The sequence below is a fragment of the Kitasatospora sp. NPDC056800 genome, assembly GCF_042789775.1.
In the GTDB taxonomy this organism is placed as follows: domain Bacteria; phylum Actinomycetota; class Actinomycetes; order Streptomycetales; family Streptomycetaceae; genus Kitasatospora.
In genome coordinates this window covers 23,493-38,858 of record NZ_JBHUAL010000069.1, presented here as the reverse complement: position 1 = coordinate 38,858, position 15,366 = coordinate 23,493, and the positions used below count along the sequence as shown (strand labels likewise).

The 15,366-nt window shown below is 73.0% G+C and carries 15 protein-coding genes and 1 riboswitch; of the genes, 7 read left to right on the top strand and 8 right to left on the bottom strand.

Going from position 1 to position 15,366, the window contains the following annotated elements; translation table 11 throughout:
• Window positions 1–63 precede the first annotated feature (63 nt).
• Entirely contained in the window at window positions 64–801 is a 738-nt protein-coding gene (locus tag ACFRQN_RS17670; protein ID WP_380741114.1) for an SDR family oxidoreductase, read from the bottom strand.
• A gap of 125 nt (window positions 802–926) precedes the next feature.
• Here ACFRQN_RS17670 and ACFRQN_RS17665 point away from each other — a divergent pair, with 125 nt between their 5' ends.
• The 4 genes from ACFRQN_RS17665 (at window position 927) to ACFRQN_RS17650 (ending at window position 4,155) form a co-directional block, all read left to right on the top strand.
• Window positions 927–1,769: a helix-turn-helix transcriptional regulator gene (locus ACFRQN_RS17665; RefSeq protein WP_380741113.1), complete on the top strand. Its 843-nt coding sequence runs from the start codon at window positions 927–929 to the stop codon at window positions 1,767–1,769.
• Window positions 1,770–1,969: 200 nt separating this feature from the next.
• Window positions 1,970–3,175 (top strand): cytochrome P450, encoded by a 1,206-nt coding sequence (locus tag ACFRQN_RS17660; protein ID WP_380741112.1) that lies wholly within the window; start codon window positions 1,970–1,972, stop codon window positions 3,173–3,175.
• Window positions 3,176–3,178: 3 nt separating this feature from the next.
• On the top strand, window positions 3,179–3,379 hold the full coding sequence (locus ACFRQN_RS17655) for a ferredoxin (protein ID WP_380741111.1): 201 nt from the start codon (window positions 3,179–3,181) through the stop codon (window positions 3,377–3,379).
• Between the two features lie 140 nt (window positions 3,380–3,519).
• Complete coding sequence (locus tag ACFRQN_RS17650) at window positions 3,520–4,155, top strand: class I SAM-dependent methyltransferase (RefSeq protein ID WP_380741110.1); 636 nt, start codon at window positions 3,520–3,522, stop codon at window positions 4,153–4,155.
• A gap of 49 nt (window positions 4,156–4,204) precedes the next feature.
• On the opposite strand, the gene ACFRQN_RS17645 is transcribed toward ACFRQN_RS17650, so the two are convergent.
• Window positions 4,205–5,464 (bottom strand): APC family permease, encoded by a 1,260-nt coding sequence (locus ACFRQN_RS17645; protein ID WP_380741109.1) that lies wholly within the window; start codon window positions 5,462–5,464, stop codon window positions 4,205–4,207.
• A 182-nt stretch (window positions 5,465–5,646) separates the two neighbouring features.
• Window positions 5,647–6,009, bottom strand: a complete 363-nt coding sequence (locus ACFRQN_RS17640) for a hypothetical protein (protein ID WP_198959392.1) — start codon at window positions 6,007–6,009, stop codon at window positions 5,647–5,649.
• A gap of 172 nt (window positions 6,010–6,181) precedes the next feature.
• A riboswitch (M-box (ykoK) riboswitch) is annotated at window positions 6,182–6,358 on the top strand.
• A 427-nt stretch (window positions 6,359–6,785) separates the two neighbouring features.
• Here ACFRQN_RS17640 and ACFRQN_RS17635 point away from each other — a divergent pair.
• Together ACFRQN_RS17635 and ACFRQN_RS17630 are read left to right on the top strand one after the other, a co-directional pair.
• The gene (locus ACFRQN_RS17635; protein WP_380741108.1) at window positions 6,786–7,553 is read left to right on the top strand and encodes an MgtC/SapB family protein; all 768 of its coding nucleotides are present in this window, start codon (window positions 6,786–6,788) and stop codon (window positions 7,551–7,553) included.
• A 64-nt stretch (window positions 7,554–7,617) separates the two neighbouring features.
• Complete coding sequence (locus tag ACFRQN_RS17630; protein WP_380741107.1) at window positions 7,618–7,989, top strand: VOC family protein; 372 nt, start codon at window positions 7,618–7,620, stop codon at window positions 7,987–7,989.
• A gap of 19 nt (window positions 7,990–8,008) precedes the next feature.
• Here the strand turns inward: ACFRQN_RS17630 and ACFRQN_RS17625 are convergent, their stop codons facing one another.
• Both ACFRQN_RS17625 and ACFRQN_RS17620 read right to left on the bottom strand, forming a co-directional pair.
• Window positions 8,009–9,334: a nitrate/sulfonate/bicarbonate ABC transporter ATP-binding protein gene (locus ACFRQN_RS17625; protein ID WP_380741106.1), complete on the bottom strand. Its 1,326-nt coding sequence runs from the start codon at window positions 9,332–9,334 to the stop codon at window positions 8,009–8,011.
• Window positions 9,335–9,410: 76 nt separating this feature from the next.
• Entirely contained in the window at window positions 9,411–11,147 is a 1,737-nt protein-coding gene (locus tag ACFRQN_RS17620; protein ID WP_380741105.1) for an ABC transporter permease, read from the bottom strand.
• Between the two features lie 384 nt (window positions 11,148–11,531).
• Between ACFRQN_RS17620 and ACFRQN_RS17615 the strand changes: the two genes are divergently transcribed.
• Window positions 11,532–12,743, top strand: a complete 1,212-nt coding sequence (locus ACFRQN_RS17615; RefSeq protein ID WP_380741104.1) for an MFS transporter — start codon at window positions 11,532–11,534, stop codon at window positions 12,741–12,743.
• 116 nt (window positions 12,744–12,859) lie between these two features.
• On the opposite strand, the gene ACFRQN_RS17610 is transcribed toward ACFRQN_RS17615, so the two are convergent.
• The 3 genes from ACFRQN_RS17610 to ACFRQN_RS17600 form a co-directional block, all read right to left on the bottom strand.
• Window positions 12,860–13,753 carry a class I SAM-dependent methyltransferase gene (locus tag ACFRQN_RS17610; RefSeq protein WP_380741103.1) on the bottom strand — a complete coding sequence of 298 codons (894 nt, stop codon included), beginning with the start codon at window positions 13,751–13,753 and terminating at the stop codon, window positions 12,860–12,862.
• 40 nt (window positions 13,754–13,793) lie between these two features.
• Complete coding sequence (locus ACFRQN_RS17605) at window positions 13,794–14,135, bottom strand: thioredoxin family protein (RefSeq protein WP_380741102.1); 342 nt, start codon at window positions 14,133–14,135, stop codon at window positions 13,794–13,796.
• A gap of 192 nt (window positions 14,136–14,327) precedes the next feature.
• On the bottom strand, window positions 14,328–14,930 hold the full coding sequence (locus ACFRQN_RS17600) for a DUF1349 domain-containing protein (RefSeq protein WP_380741101.1): 603 nt from the start codon (window positions 14,928–14,930) through the stop codon (window positions 14,328–14,330).
• Window positions 14,931–15,366: the final 436 nt, after the last annotated feature.

The window sequence follows — 15,366 nt, the reverse complement described above, 5'->3', positions numbered from 1 at the left end:
GCACCTGCCGTGCCCCGGCCCGGTGCCGTAGCGCCGGTGCCGGCAGCATTCCGGGATCTTCCGTCACTGGGCGCTCGCCGCCGGTCGTACGACGATCTCGTTCACGTCGACGTACGGCGGCTGGGAGATCGCGTAGGCGACGGCGTCCGCGATCGCGGAGGCCGGCAGGGCCACGGCGCGGTAGGTCCGCATGGCCGCCCGGGCGGCCGGGTCCGCGATGCCGTCGGCGAGTTCGGACTCCGTGACACCCGGCGAGACCAGCGTGACCCGGACGTCACCGGCGGACTCCTGACGCAGGCCCTCGGAGATCGCACGGACCGCGAACTTGGTGGCGCAGTACACGGCGGCGGTGGGAGAGACCTCGTGCGCACCGACGGAGGCGATGTTCACGATGTGCCCGCCGCCCTGGGCGCGCAGCACGGGCAAGGCGGCGGAGATGCCGTGCAGGACGCCCCGCAGGTTCACGTCGATCATGCGGTCCCACTCCTCCGTCCTGAGCGCCTCCAGCGGCGACAGCGGCATCACCCCGGCGTTGTTGACCATCACGTCCACGCGGCCGTACCGCTCTTCGGCCGCGGCCACGAAGTCCCGCACGTCGGCGGCCCCGGTCACGTCCAGGCGCCGGGTCGCCGCCGTGCCGCCCGCGGCGGTGATCTCCGTGACGAGTCGCTCCAGGCGATCGGTGCGCCGCGCTCCCAGGAACAGGCGGTGGCCGTCGGCGGCGAGCCGGCGGGCGGTCGCCTCGCCGATCCCACTGCTGGCACCGGTGATCGCTACAACCTTGACTGTCCGGTCGTGCATGACTGCCCCTCATCTCTCGGTAGGGCACCGAGTCTGGGCGAGGTGTTCCAGGCGGCCCAGGCCGTGTGCTGCCCGGGTGCGGTACACCCAGGCAGCACACCGGGCCCTCGGCATAGCGTGGGCACATGACCGACAACCAGCTGGGTGAGTTCCTGCGGGCACGCCGTGCGGCCGTGCGGCCGGACGAGGTCGGGATGCCGAGCCATGGCGTGCGCAGGGTCGCCGGGCTGCGCCGCGAGGAGGTCGCCGTACTGGCAGGGGTGAACGCGGACTACTACACCCGGCTGGAACAGGGCCGCGAACGCCACCCGTCCGCGCAGGTGGTGGACGCGCTCAGCCGCGCGCTGCTGCTGGACACCGACGCCCGGGCGCACCTTCACCACCTGTCCGGAACCGCACCGTCCCGGCGGCCCGTCGCCGCCACCGACCGGGTCGCCCCCGCCCTGCGCGTCCTGCTGGACGGCTACCCCGGCACTCCGGCGTTCGTCATCGACCCGGCCCTGGACGTCCTGGCCGCCAACGCCCTGGCCGAGGCCCTGTACTCCCCCTTCGAAGCGATGGACAACCTGGCCCGCATGGTCTTCCTCGACCCGGCAGGTCGACCGTTCCACCCCCGATGGGACCGGACGGCGGAGACGGTGGTGGGGCACCTGCGCCAGGCGTCCGGCGTCGACCCGGGCAGTCCGCGCCTACGGGCTCTCGTAGGCGAACTCAGCACGCGCAGCACGGACTTCGCCCGACTGTGGAACACCCACACCGTGCGCGGCAAGACCCGCGAACACAAGCACGTCCACCACCCGGACGTCGGCGGCATGACCCTCACCCACCACGCGTTCGACGTGCGGGACGCCCCCGGCCAGCAGTTGATCATCTACCATGCCGAACCCGGCAGCCCCAGCGCCGAGGCACTCAGCCTGCTCGGCTCCGTGCACGCCACAGCGAACCGCGCCCACCGGTCCTCCGGGTGACAGCCTGCTCCGTGACGCCCGGCGAGTTTGCCTTAACCTTCATCCATTGCAACGGGCCGTTGCGTTCGAGGTCAGCGTCATTGCATCAGTTTGCCGCTACTGAGCTGGCATAATGCCTTTCGTACGATTGACGCCACGTCAGGAAAAGCCGTAGCTTTCCAGTTGTCCGAACGTGCGGCAACGCGAAACGAGGCACGGCCATGGGGGAATCCCCGCACACCGTCACCACCATGCCGGCGGCGCGCCGCCCCGGCTGTCCCTTCGACCCGCCCGCCGAGCTGATCGACGCCCGCCGGCACGGGCCGATGAGCCGCTACACCTTCCCCGGCGGGAAGCCCGGCTGGCTGGTCACCGGCTACGACCTGGTCCGGGCGGTGCTGGCCGACACCCGGTTCAGCTCGCGCAAGGACCTGATGCTCCACCCGACCATCGACTACGGCGACTTCCAGATCCCGCCGGCGCCGCCCGGGGAGTTCGTCCTCATGGACGAGCCCCAGCACAGCCGCTACCGCAAGCCCCTGACGGGCAAGTTCACCGTACGGCGCATGCGGCTGCTCACCGAGCGCATCGAGCAGGTCACCGCCGCCCGCCTGGACGCCATGGAGGCCGCCGGGCCTCCGACCGACCTGGTGACCGCGTTCGCCAAGCCCATCCCCGCCATCGTGATCTGCGAACTGCTCGGGGTGCCGTACGAGGACCGGGGCTCCTTCCAGGAGCAGGTCGACTCGTTCATGAACGGGGAGACGAGCGACGAGGACCTCATGGCGGCCTACGCCGCGACCCAGGAGTACCTGGCGGAACTCGTGGCCGCCAAGCGCGCCCACCCCACCGACGACGTGCTCAGCGACCTCACCGACAGCGACCTGACCGACGAGGAACTGAAGGGGATCAGCCTGATCCTGCTCGCCGCCGGTCTCGACACCACCGCGAACATGCTGGCCCTCGGCACCTTCGCGCTGCTGCGCACCCCGGACCAACTGGCCGCGCTGCGCGCCGATCCCGCGCTCGCCGACCGGGCCGTGGAGGAGCTGCTGCGCTACCTGAGCGTCGCCAAGACCTTCATGCGGACGGCCCTGGAGGACGTCGAACTCGGCGGCCGGACCGTCAAGGCCGGCGAGCGGCTGATCCTCTCCTTCAACACCGCCAACCGCGACCCCGAGCGCTTCCCCGATCCCCACGTGCTCGACCTGAGCAGGCAGGACGGCGGACACCTGGCCTTCGGCCACGGCATCCACCAGTGCCTGGGCCAGCAGCTTGCCCGCATCGAGATGCGGGTCGCCTTCCCCGCGCTGCTCGGCCGCTTCCCCACGCTGCGGCTGGCCGTACCGCCCGAGGAGGTCGCCCTGCGCCCGGAGCTCGCGGACATCTACGGGGTGAAGAGCCTCCCCGTCACCTGGGACGCGTGACCGATGAGGATCACCGTGGACGTCGACCGCTGCATCGGCTCCGGAATGTGCGCCCTGACGGCCGGCGAGGTCTTCGACCAGCGCGAGGAGGACGGCACCTCGGTCGTACGGCAGCCCGACCCTCCCGCTGAGGCCTTGGACGCGGTGCGCGAGGCGGTCGCCCTGTGCCCCGCCTCGGCAATCAGCCTGTCGGCCGAGCTGTGACGGCCGGGCGGGTCCGACACATGATCGTCCGGTCGTCTCGCGGAGCCCGAGGCCCCGGGAGGGCCTGCGGCGCCAGGGCCCGCGGCCGACCGTTCGGTGGCCGTGACCAGCGCCGACGGTCTCGCCTTAGGATGCGGGACATGAACAGCACCACGCCGCCGCACGGAGAGCCCATACCGACGACGCGGCGAACCCGCTGGCAGGAGGCGGGGCAGAGCGAGAACTTCGGCAAGCGGTTCGCCGACCTCATCTCCACCGGCGAGGACGTCGACGGTGAGGCCCGGCTCGCCGACACGCTCCTGCCGCGCGGCGCCCGGGTGCTCGACGCCGGCGCCGGCATGGGCCGGGTGGCCGCGGCGCTGCTGCGCCGGGGGCACGACGTGGTCGCGATCGAGCCCGACCCGGCCCTGGTCCGGCAGGCCCGGGAGACCTACCCCGGGCTGGCGATCGAGGAGCGCGACATCCTCGACCTCGGCCCCGACGACGGCCCGTTCGACCTGGTCGTCTGCGTGGGCAACGTCATCGTCTTCCTCGCCGAGGGCACGGAACGCAGGGCGCTGGGCGCGATGCGCGACGTGCTCGGCGAGAACGGCCGGATCCTGGTCGGCTTCCACCTCCAGGACCCGCCGCCGCACGCCCGCACCTACCCGGCGGCGGAGTTCGAGGCGGACCTGACCGCCGCCGGACTGCGCGTCGACCTGCGGGCCGGCACCTACCAGCTGCACCCCGCGAACGACGCCTACGGCGTCTGGGTCCTGAGCCGCGCCCAGGCGTAACGCCACCTCCCGGGGCCCTGCCTAGCCGCCGGGACGGTGCTCCCGTCCGTCAGGCGCGGGCGGCGGCCCTGCGCAGGCAGTAGGCGGCGGCACCGGCCGCGATCACCGCGGCTCCCCACAGGACCGAGGAGGGCGGCAGGGCGAAGGCCAGGAGCACGCAGCCGACGGCGCCGACGACGGGCAAGATCCGCACGGGGCCCTTCACGGGGGTGAGGGTCCAGGCGGACGCGTTCGCGATGGCGTAGTAGGCCAGCACACCGAAGGAGGAGAAGCCGATCGCGCCGCGGACGTCCGTGGTGGCGGCCAGGACCGCGACCACCGCGCCGACCGCGAGCTCGGCGCGGTGCGGCACCCGGAAGCGCGGGTGGACGGCGGCCAGGACGTGGGGCAGGTGCCGGTCGCGGGCCATCGCCAGGGTGGTGCGCGAGACCCCGAGGATCAGCGCGAGCAGCGAGCCGAGCGCCGCGACGGCCGCCCCGGTGCGCACGACCGGGGCGAGCGCGGGGACGCCGGCGGCACGCACGGCCTCGGTGAGCGGTGCGGCGGTGTGGGCGAGCCGGTCGGGCCCGAGCACGGCGAGCACGGCCACGGCGACGGCCGCGTAGACGACGAGCGTGATGGCGAGCGCGGTGGGGATCGCCCGGGGGATGGTCCGCTTCGGGTCGCGGACCTCCTCCCCGAGGGTGGCGATGCGCGCGTAGCCGGCGAACGCGAAGAACAGCAGCCCGGCTGCCCGGAGCACCCCGCCGAAGGTCGCGTCCGCACCGACGGCGAGCCGCGCGCCCTCGGCTGCGGGGCCGGTCAGGCAGGCGGTGACCACGGCGGCGAGCACCGCCAGGACGACGGCGACGATCCCCCGGGTCAGCCACGCGGACTTCCGCACGCCGACGTAGTTCACCGCGGTCAGCACCACCACCGCGGCGACCGCGACCGCGTGCGCCTGTCCGGGCCACACGTAGGAGCCCACCGTGAGGGCCATCGCCGCGCAGGAGGCGGTCTTGCCGACCACGAAGCCCCAGCCCGCCAGGTAGCCCCAGAACTCGCCGAGCCGCTCACGGCCGTAGACGTAGGTGCCACCGGACTCCGGGTAGCGGGCGGCCAGCCGGGCCGAGGAGGTGGCATTGCAGTACGCCACCACCGCGGCCAGGGCGAGGCCCGGCAGCAGACCGGACCCGGCCGCGCCGGCGGCCGGCGCGAGCGCGGCGAAGATCCCCGCGCCGATCATCGACCCGAGCCCGATCACCACGGCGTCGAACACGCCCAGGTGGCGCCCCAGCTCCCCGGCCCGGGCCGCTGCCGGTGTCCCCATCGCTCGCTCCTCGACCACGGCCCACGGCCGTTCCGGACTTCGGTTCCGGCGCACGCTATAGGAGCAAGGTGTCGAGCCGGCTTCGCGGACCGGACCGAGGCGAGGGTCTGGCCACCGCTCGCGAGCCAGGACGCCTCACCGTGAGTGGGCACGAGCCCGCGGGTCGGTCCCCGCGGAGCACGTCATCCGACCTCGCGGGTGGCGGACCGGGCCGGGGCACCGAGTACCCGTCGCAGTTCCTCGACGCTCGGCGCCCCGTCCACCCGGCCGTCCGCGCTCCGGTAGAGCCGGCAGGACACGCTCGGCGGTGTTCCGGGGGCGGCGAACGGGTCGTTCCCGTCGACCAGCAGGGTGGGCGAGCCGTGCATGCCCAGGCGTTCGGCGTCCTCCTGGTCCTCGACCACGTGCCGCACCAGCCCGACGCCCGGCAGGTCGGCCAGCACCACGGCGAGCCGCTCCGCCAGCACCGACTCGTTCGGGCACTGCGGAACCGTCAGCATCTCCAGCCGCACGGCCGCCACCTCCTTCGTCCTCGTCGTCAGCACCGTTCACGCTAGACCGGATCACCGCCCGGCGCGGTGGGTGCCCGGGATTGGCGAGGTGAGGGGTCAGGCGGCCGTCACGTGGCCCCACTCTCCGCATGAGCCGAAAGGTAAAGATTCTACCAAGTACGCAAGTATGCCCGGGGCGGAGGACTATGATTTTCGAGGTTTGAAGAAGGCACCTCGTTCGGTGAGGCTTCTTCACGGACACAGGCCACTGATCCGACGACGTCGAGAGACGCCCAGGGTTAGGACAGATCCTCCCGACCTAAGGGTTGATCCGAAGTGGCTTCCGGCCTATGCGGCCGGACACGCCGTGGAGTGCCAAAGCTCTGACGAGTTGGGGTGAGTCGGCCGCTGTTTCCGCGCGCCGGCGAACTCCTTGCCGTGTCGATCACACGCACCACGGGGTGCGTCGACCGGGAGGAGGCGAGAGACATGGATTGCAGTAGTCCGGGCCACAGTCGGCCCTTCCCGCGCCTGCCCTCGTACACCTCCGGCACGCGGTAGCCACCTTCCCCGCGCGCACACGCGCCGCTGCGTCACGCCCGCCCGACGGCTTCGCCGTGCCCTGCCGGCATCGCGTCCTCGCAGCGCGCAGCGCGGTCTCCACCGGTTGCGATATCGGCACGGGTGCCCCGCGCACCTACCCGCCGATCGTGACGGTCCTGGTCGTCATCACGATCGTCCGGACCGCCCCGGGCAGCTGACCCACCGCGCCGGGGGCGCCGGCCGCGTGCCACCGTCCGTACCCCTCCTCCCGTGAAGGAGGTGCCGTCGTGCACACCCTGACCACCGTCGACTTCCTGGTACGGCTCGCCACCGGCGTCGCCTGCGGCGCGCTGATCGGCGTCGAACGCCAGTGGCGGGCCCGGATGGCCGGCCTGCGCACCAACGCCCTGGTCGCCGCCGGCGCCACCCTGTTCGTGCTCTACAGCGAGGCCGTCGGCGACGCCGCCAGCCCCACCCGGGTCGCCTCCTACGTCGTCTCCGGCATCGGCTTCCTCGGCGGCGGCGTCATCCTGCGCGACGGCGCCGGCGTACGCGGCCTCAACACCGCCGCCACACTCTGGTGTTCGGCCGCCGTCGGAGTCCTCGCCGCCTCCGGCAAACTGCGGTTCGCCGTCCTCGGCACACTCGCCGTCCTCGTCGTCCACCTGGTCCTGCGCCCCGCCGGCCGACTCCTCGACCGGGCCCCACAGGCCGGCAGCGACCCCGACTCCACCACCCGCGCCACCGTCCACCTGGAATGCGACCGCAAGTCCGAGACCCACATCCGGGCCCTGCTGCTCCAGGCCCTCACCGCCTCCGGACTCGCCCCCACCGGCCTGCGCGCCCGCCGCACCGACAACGGCGACGCCACCAGCCTGCGGGCCACCGTCGCGATCGCCCGACAGATCGCCCCGGCGCTCGAACAGGTCGTCACCCGCCTGTCGTTGGAGCCCGGCGTACGCGACCTGCACTGGCACCTCGACGACGGCCGCGACGCCGCCGAGCAGTCGACAGCCGGGCACCCGACGACAGCCGCGGAGCCGGCACTCGCCTGAGTACGGCCCACTCCCAGCCGCCCGTCGAAACCACCCCGACCGCCCCGACCGAGAGGACACCGCAGTGATCACGGCCCTCGACCACGTCCAGCTCTCCGCACCACCCGGCAGCGAGGCACTGCTGCGCGCCTTCTACGGCGACGTCCTCCAGATGGCGGAGCTGCCCAAGCCCGGGCCGCTGACCGGCCGCGGTGGCTGCTGGTTCGCCGCCGACGGCGGCCGGGTCCGGCTCTACCTCGGCGTCGAGGAGCGCTTCCGTCCCAGTACCAAGGCCCACCCCGGCCTCGCGGTCTGCGAGATCGACGACTTCGCCCACCGGCTCGCCGAACTCGGCGCGCAGGTGGTCTGGGACGACAGCCTGCCGCCCCGGCGCCGCTTCTACACCACCGACCCCGTGGGCAATCTCCTGGAGTTCGTCGAAGCCGCGGCCCCCTGACCGGACAGGGCCGGGCGCGTCACAGCGCGGCTTCCGCCCCGGGTTCGAGCTCGAACTCGGCGTCGTCGGCGTCGTAGTCGTACAGCTCCGCGTACCGACCCCAGTCGATGGCGGTCTCCAGCTGCCGGCGCGCGCCGACCGGGTCGAAGCCGCGCCGCAGCAGGTCGAGGAAGAGGCCCTCACGCAGGGTGTGGTCCTCGGTGGTCGCCAGGGACTGGACGATGGCGCGCACCAGCGGGGCACGGCGGGCGGCCAGCCGGGCGAAGAGCTGCTTGCTGGCGAGGATGTCGGCGGCCGCGAACTCCCGGCCGACGCCGGTGACCGCGATCCGGCCGGCCATGGTGGTGGCCAGGCCCAGCAGGACGGCGGCGTCCACGATCGGCAGGAGGTCGTCCACCTCGAAGTTGAGCTCGTCGGCGATCTCCGCGAGGCTCTCCTCCCCGCCCATCGCGAGCAGGATCTCCAGCAGGCCGGCGAGGCCGCCCACGCTCGCCTGCGGCAGCGGGACGGTGATCGGGGTCTCGACCGGACGGGCGGCCGGTCCGGCGCCGGCGGCCGCGCCCTCCTCCCGTCCGGTGAGGATGCCGTAGACCGTGTCGACCAGCGCCTCGAACTGCGGGGTGCGGCGGTCGCGGGGCCGGGTCAGGTCCACCGTGAGTTCGGCGCGGATCCGCCCGGGGTTGGAGGAGAGCACCAGGATCCGGTCGGCGAGCAGCACCGCCTCCTCGATGTTGTGGGTGACGATCAGGATCGCCTTGACCGGCGCCTCGTGCCCTTCCCACAGGCCCACCAGCTCGGAGCGCAGGTTCTCGGCGGTCAGCACGTCCAACGCGGAGAACGGTTCGTCCATGAACAGCGCGTCCGGCTCGACCACCAGGGCCCGGGCGAACCCGACCCGCTGCCGCATGCCTCCGGACAGCTCCTTGGGGTAGGCGCCCTCGAAGCCGTCCAGCCCGATCAGGTCGATCGCGTCCAGCGCCCGCCGGCGCCGCTCCTCCTCCCCCACCCCGCGGGCCCGCAGGCTGAGTTCGACGTTCTGCTGGACCGTCAGCCACGGCAGCAGCGCGAACGACTGGAAGACCATCGCCACCCCGGGGTTGGCGGCGGTGAGCGGATCGCCCCGGTAGGAGACGGTGCCGGACGACGGGGCGATCAGGCCGGCCAGGCAGCGCAGCAGGGTGGACTTGCCGGAGCCGGACTTGCCGAGCAGGGCGACGATCTCGCCCTCGACCAGGCGCAGGCCGATGTCCTCCAGCACCGGCAGGGCCCGCCCGTCGGGGGTGGTGAAGGTCTTGGTCACGCCGACCGCCTCGACGATCGGGGTGTGGACGGTGCTGGTGGTCATCGCGCTCCCTCGGTCCTCGGCCTCTCGGTCCCTCTGTCTCGCCGTCCCGCTGTCTCGCCGTCCCTCGGTCCCTCGGTCAGAGTGCGTAGCGGGTGTCGGCGATCCGGTAGAGCCTGCGCCACAGCAGGCGGTTGAGGGCGACGACGTAGATGCTCATGACGCTGATCCCGACCAGGATCCTCGGGAAGTCACCGGTGGCGGTGGCGGCGGTGATGTAGGCGCCGAGCCCGGTCGCGGTCAGGTGGTGGGATCCGTAGTCGACGACCTCGGCGACGATCGAGGCGTTCCACGCGCCGCCCGCCGCGGTGATCCCGCCGGTGACGTAGTACGGGAAGACCGCCGGCAGGATGAAAGCGCGCCAGCGCAGCGTCCCGCTCACCCCGAAGCCGGTCATCGCCTCGCGCAGGTCGGAGGGGATCGCGTAGGCGCCGGCGATGACGTTGAACAGGATGTACCACTGCGCGCCCAGGGCCATCAGCAGCACCGCGCCGACGTTCAGCGAGATGCCCACCGCCACGAAGAGCACCGTGGCGAAGGGGAAGAGGAAGTTCGCGGGGAAGCTCGCCAGCACCTGCACCACCGGCTGGGCGAAGCGGGTGACCTTGGGGTTCATGCCGATCCACACACCGATCGGCACCCACACCACGGTCGCCGCGACGAGCAGGACCACGACCCGGCCGAAGGTGACCGCGCCCAGCCACAGGGCGTGGCCGAACTCGCCCAGCCCGACCGTGGCGTCGACGTAGTCCAGGGCCCGCCAGGTGCCGAGCAGCACCACGGCCGTCACCGCGCCCGCGAAGAACACGTCCCCGGTTCGCTCACGCGCCGCCGGAGGGGCCAGCGGGTGCTCGGCCAGGCCGAAGGCCCGGGTGCCGCGGTCGAGCGCCGTGCCGACCGGCCGCAGCGGCCGTCCGAGCAGCTCCGGCACGCTGGAGCGGCGCAGGAGGTCCAGCACGGCGCTGCGGGGCCGCTCGGCGGCCTCCGACTCCTCCACCCGGAACCGCTCCGACCAGGCCACCACCGGCCGCCAGAACAGCACGTTCACCCCGACCACCATCACGACCATCACCGCGATCGCGACGCCCACCTTCCCCAGGTCCCCCTCCTGGATCGCGGCGGCGGCGTAGGACCCGATGCCCGGCAGGGCGTACTGGTGCCCCAGGACCCTGATCGACTCGGACGCGGCGAGGAAGAACCACGCCCCGCCGAAGCTCATCATCCCGTTCCACACCAGCGGGATCATCCCGCCCGGCACGTCCAGCTGCCAGAACCGCTGCCACTTGGTCAGCCGCATCACCCGGGACGCCTCGTCCAGTTCCCCGGGCTGGCTGGTCAGCGAGGCGTAGAAGGCGAACGTCATGTTCCACGCCATCGACGTGAAGATCGCGAAGATCGACGCGCACTCCAGCCCCAGCGTGGAACCGGGAAAGAGGTTGATGAACGCGGTCACGGTCACCGACAGGAACCCCAGCACGGGCACCGACTGGAGGACGTCCAGCACCGGCAGCAGCACCTTCTCCGCCCGCCGCATCCGCGCCGCGGCCGTGGCGTAGACGAAGGTGAACAGCACGGAGACGACGAGCCCCACGAACATCCGCAGCAGGGACCGCACCGCGTAGTACGGCAGGTCCGACGGGTCGGTCGACACCGTGGACGGCGCCTGCTCCGGCAGGAACGGCGCGTCCAGCGACGGGGCCAGCCGCAGCAGGCCGTAGAGCAGCCCCAGCAGCGCCGCCGTCACCAGCACGTCCACCCAGCGCAGTGCCGGGCGCCGCCACACGCCGCGGGAAGGGAACCCGCCCTCGCCCGACATCCGCACCACCCTCCGAAGCCCCTGGTCACCGCCGTCCGCGCCACTGAACCACGCCCGGTCCGCCGGACCGCCCATCCCCGGGCACGCGACGGGACCGCTCACCGGCACGGACCAATGCCCCGGGCCCTGTGGTGTCTCAGGCCGCGAGGCCGACGTCGAGGACCCGGGCGGCACCGGCGGGGCGATAATTCCGGCCGGTCTCCGCTGCCCGCCTGTTAGGCTCCGCGGGTGTTCATCGTGATGTTCATCTGACGGTCCTGGGTCCCTCCCGCCCAGGTTCTGATCCGTCGAGGGTGCGGTTCCCCATGCCCTCCGGACTTCGATCACCGTCAGACGTCGGCGGCCGCGCACACGACCCCGGCCGCGCATCATCGGAGCCTCCTCATGCTCGCAGTGCTTCTCCTTCCCGGCGCGCTTCGCGCCTTCCTCCCCGCCCTGGTCGCCCGGTCCGCCCTGGCGATGGGCGGCCTGGCCCTCCTCCTCGCCGTCCAGGCCAGTACGGGTTCGTACTCCCAGGCCGGCTTCGCCACAGCGACGTTCGGGATCGCCAACGTCGCCGCCGCCCCCTGGCGCGCCCGGGCCGTCGACCGGCTCGGGCAGCGGATCGCACTCACCGCCATGGCGGCAGGCCAGGCCTCGGGGTTCGTCGCCCTCGCGCTCATCGCGGGAGCCGAGGGCGTCGCGGATGCCTGGTTCCTCGTCCTCAGCGCGGTGGTCGGCCTGACGGCGCCGCCCCTGGGGGCCGCGATGCGGATGATCTGGGCGTCGCTCACGACGGCCGGCGACCAGCGGACGAAGGCGTTCAGCATCGACGCGGTCTGCGAGGAGCTCCTCTTCGTCGGCGGTCCCGTCGTCATCACCGCGGTCATCGTGGCCACGTCTCCCGCCACCGGACTCTGGGTGACCGCCGCCACGGTCTTCCTCGGCACCGCGGCGATGACGTCCAGCGCGTCGTCGGGGGCGCTGCGCGGAACCGGAGGGGGTGTCGCGCGGGGTGACCGCCCGCTCCAGCAGCCGGGATTCGCACGGGTGTTGACCGTCCTCGTGGGCGTCGGCGGCGTGCTCGGCGTCGCGGAGATCGCGGCGCCGGCCGTCGCCGCGCAGCGTGACGCCGTCGCGGCCTCGGGCTGGCTCCTGGCGGCCTTCGCCGGCGGAAGCGCCCTCGGCGGGTTCCTCTACGGGCAGCTGAAGCTCACGTCGGGCATCGGCGCGAGGCTGTTCACCCTGTGCACCGGCATGGGGCTCGCCGCGGTGCTCGTGTCCCAGCTGCACCCGCTCGGTCTCTTCGCCGTGGGCCTCGCCCTCGTCGGCCTCTTCCTCGCCCCCTCCCTCATCACCGGGTACCTCATCGCCGACACCGTCGTCCCGGAGTCCGGCCGGACGGAGGCGTCGACCTGGATCAACACCTCCGTGAACCTCGGCGCCTCGCTGGCGTCCGCCGCGGCCGGAGTCGTCATCGACAGGTCCGGCGGCTGGTTCGCGCTCCTGCTCATGGGAGCGATCGCTCTCGCCCTCGCCACGGCCGCGCCGTTCGCACGACTGCGCGAGATGGAGCGGCCCGCGGCCCCGGCTCCCGATCGCTGCCAGAACGGCTGACGATCCCGTCGGCGTCGCCGACGCCGGCACCGGGCCCGAACCCGGACCCGGACCGGCCACGACGAGCGACGAGGCCGCAGCTTCCGGGCTGCGGCCTCGTCACGGTGAGGAGCGTTTCAGTGCCGAACGCCGCCGTGGCACAGCCGGGCGGTGTGGACGGTGTCGGCCGTGAGGTAGAAGGCGTCAGGACGTCCGAGGATGCCCGCGGACGTGTCGCTGTCCAGGAGCTGCTCCAGCGTTGCGCGGTCCTCCGGATCCAGCCGGTCACCGATCCGGTCGCGCAGCCGGGTCAGACGCAGGTGCAGGTACTCCCGCGCCGACATCCCGAGGGGGGACGTGAGATCGGTGAAGAAGCTGCGCGTCCCGCTGGGGACGAGCCCGGCACGGGCGAGCATGGCCGGCCAGTCCTCCACCGTCGCGGCCGCGCCCGGCAGTTGGTCGCGCATCGCGCCGAAGGCATCCTCGGCGGCCGCGTCCAGGCGGGCCTGCAAGCCCGGACGCCCCGTGCCGATGTCGCGGGGCAGGAAGCGCGGGGGAAGCCCGCTCTCGGCGACGGCGAGGAGCCCGCCCGGCCGCAGGCAGGCGACCAGGGAGCGCAGTGCCGCCTGCTGGTCCCCCACCTGCTGGACGCCGTGACGGCTCCAGATCAGGTCGGCGGCACCCAGCGCGTCGAACTCGCCGCTGACGTCCGTCAGTTGAGTGACGACGCGGTCCGCCACCCCCTGAGCCGCCGCGCGCGAACGGACCTGCTCCAGGAGGCCGGGCGACCGGTCGACGGCTACGACCTCGGCGTCCGGGAAGGTGCGCGCCAACAGGCAGGTCACCACGCCAGGCCCGCTGCCGACGTCCAGCACCCGGTGGACGGGGGCGTGTCCGCCGCCGCCGATCCGCAGCAGACCCCGCAACCACTCCACGGCCCGCAGGAGAGCGGGGGCGTGCACGCCTGCTTCGCGCTCCCGGAGCGCGCCGGAGGCGTCCCACCCGAGGTCCTGGTCGTGCTGCGGGTTCATGAGTCCATGCCTTCCTTCGTGGGTCGGTCCGGGTCCGCGCTCAGCGGAGGAAGGGGGCGAGCTGGCGCTCCAGGACCGGCTTCGGCGCGGCCCCCGTCCACGCCATGGCGACGGCGCCGTCGGCGTAGACCACGAAGGCGGGGATCGACGTGACCCCGTGCCGCTCCGCCAGTCCGGGCTCCTCATCGACGTTGATCTTGACGACGTCCAGGACGCCCGCGTGCTCGGCGGCCAACGCCTCGACGATGGGAGTGACCCTGATGCACGGCCCGCACCACGCGGCCCAGAACTGGAGCAGGACGGGGCGCTCCGCCTTCAACACGCGGGCAGGGAAGGTCTGTTCGGTGACACTCTCCACGAAGCGGGTGGACTTTGCGGCCATGGCGGGGCTCTCCTCTTCCGGTGCGTTCGCGCACGAGCGCCGCTCCCGGCGGGACCGGACCGGGACCGGGGCGGCGCTCGAACCTCAGCTCCGAGGGTGCGCCCGCGATCGCAGAGGCGGCAAACAGACTTGCCGTTTTCGCAAATATGCTTCCTGATTCAGGGAAGGTGCGGGGGCCGGGGCACGCTCGGTCTACGCCGCGGCCGGGTCGTGGAGCGACGCGTCGGCGGGCCCCTGACGGAAGCCGGTGAACCGTACCTGCAGGCCCTCGCGCTGCGGGGAGCAGCAGAAGGGGCCGGCTGATGCCACCGCCTCCGGTGCCAGCGGGGCGAGCCGGACCATGCGCCACGGGTCGTCGTCGCGGCGGGCCCGGATGGTCAGGGCATCGCCGACGCGGCTGGCCCGGACGGTGATGTGGCGCCCGTTCCAGTCGGGCACGGGGGCCAGGGACCAGTCGGACTGGCCGCGGGTGACGACGGCGCCCAGGTGCGGGACGCCGTCCGTCATCTCCACGCCGGCCTTGATCCACGTCCGCTCGTCCACCCGGACCATGAGTCCGGCCTGGTCGTAGAGGGCGTCGAAGTCGGCGACGAAGGTCACTTCGACGGCGCTGGCGTCCGGCAAGGGGGTCAGCAGCGCGTGCCCGTCGTCCCGGACGAAGCCGTAGCTGGTGGTGCGCCAGAAGTCGCTGCGGTCCCGGGTGGTGACGAGCAGCCCGGAGCCGTCGTGGACGGCGTACAGCGGAGGGTTGAGCCAGGTCGCTTCGTCCCAGCCGATGGTGTGCTGATCGCTCATGTCTCTGCTTCCGTTGTGCGGGTGGGGCGCTCGGTCGGTGTTCGTCCGCCCCGGACTCCTCCGAGCCCGTCGACGCGAGGGGAACCCGTCGCGCGGCGGGCGTCTACGGGCGGTGGAGGGCGTCGGCGTGGCGTCCCGTCAGCAGGCCCCCGGGGGCCAGGAGGATGCCGGCCCCACCGCGCCCGTGCCGGACACCGGCCGCCCCCGGCCAGGGTACTGGCCAGGGTTCGACACTGGCTCGACGGGCCCGTGGTCCCGGGATCGTGGTCGGTGGACGCCGCACGGCTTCCACGGCCGCGAAGGAGCTGACGGGGGTGGGGCCTGTTGGCAGGGGCTTCCGGCGTCGGCACGACCGCCCTGGGGCCCGCACGCCGACCAGCGCCGGGCGCCTTGCCGGCCTGCCGGAACCACGGGTGGACGGGCTCCGCGACGACGA

What these genes read in the sequence shown, in the direction of transcription:
- ACFRQN_RS17670 (WP_380741114.1), bottom strand. Translation starts at nt 801, where the DNA reads ATGCACGACCGGACAGTCAAGGTTGTAGCGATCACCGGTGCCAGCAGT.
- ACFRQN_RS17665 (WP_380741113.1), top strand. Translation starts at nt 927, where the DNA reads ATGACCGACAACCAGCTGGGTGAGTTCCTGCGGGCACGCCGTGCGGCC.
- ACFRQN_RS17660 (WP_380741112.1), top strand. Translation starts at nt 1,970, where the DNA reads ATGGGGGAATCCCCGCACACCGTCACCACCATGCCGGCGGCGCGCCGC.
- ACFRQN_RS17655 (WP_380741111.1), top strand. Translation starts at nt 3,179, where the DNA reads ATGAGGATCACCGTGGACGTCGACCGCTGCATCGGCTCCGGAATGTGC.
- ACFRQN_RS17650 (WP_380741110.1), top strand. Translation starts at nt 3,520, where the DNA reads ATGAACAGCACCACGCCGCCGCACGGAGAGCCCATACCGACGACGCGG.
- ACFRQN_RS17645 (WP_380741109.1), bottom strand. Translation starts at nt 5,464, where the DNA reads ATGGGGACACCGGCAGCGGCCCGGGCCGGGGAGCTGGGGCGCCACCTG.
- ACFRQN_RS17625 (WP_380741106.1), bottom strand. Translation starts at nt 9,334, where the DNA reads ATGACCACCAGCACCGTCCACACCCCGATCGTCGAGGCGGTCGGCGTG.
- ACFRQN_RS17620 (WP_380741105.1), bottom strand. Translation starts at nt 11,147, where the DNA reads ATGTCGGGCGAGGGCGGGTTCCCTTCCCGCGGCGTGTGGCGGCGCCCG.
- ACFRQN_RS17615 (WP_380741104.1), top strand. Translation starts at nt 11,532, where the DNA reads ATGCTCGCAGTGCTTCTCCTTCCCGGCGCGCTTCGCGCCTTCCTCCCC.
- ACFRQN_RS17610 (WP_380741103.1), bottom strand. Translation starts at nt 13,753, where the DNA reads ATGAACCCGCAGCACGACCAGGACCTCGGGTGGGACGCCTCCGGCGCG.
- ACFRQN_RS17605 (WP_380741102.1), bottom strand. Translation starts at nt 14,135, where the DNA reads ATGGCCGCAAAGTCCACCCGCTTCGTGGAGAGTGTCACCGAACAGACC.
- ACFRQN_RS17600 (WP_380741101.1), bottom strand. Translation starts at nt 14,930, where the DNA reads ATGAGCGATCAGCACACCATCGGCTGGGACGAAGCGACCTGGCTCAAC.